At 43.5% G+C, this 329-nt stretch carries 1 pseudogene; it reads left to right on the plus strand.

Annotated features, from left to right (window positions below):
* Positions 1-329: pseudogene (locus tag P0G09_RS16565) on the plus strand (IS21 family transposase); the annotation flags it as partial.

Raw genomic sequence — 329 nt, forward strand, 5'->3', positions numbered from 1 at the left:
CAATCCAGCTTCCGGGAATGAAAAAGGCCTTGTAGAGAATCTGGTAGGATATATCCGGAGCAATGTATGTGTGCCGCTGCCTCAAGTAGATTCTTTGGAAGATTTCAACACGAAATTGTTAGAACAGTGTGCCAAATACCTAAACCACAAAATCGACGGACGCTCTCAGGAAGTAGGAAAGATGCTGGCCGAAGAACAAGCTTATCTCCATCCGCTTCCCCAATATGTTCTCGTTATTTCAAAGAAAGCCTACCCGAAAGTCAATCGCTATTCAACGGTGCTCTTTGATACCAATTACTATTCCATCCCTTGTAAATACAAGGGAAAGG

It is taken from the genome of Faecalibacterium sp. DFI.5.82 (genome assembly GCF_029076575.1).
GTDB classification, from domain to species: Bacteria; Bacillota; Clostridia; order Oscillospirales; family Ruminococcaceae; genus Faecalibacterium; species Faecalibacterium duncaniae.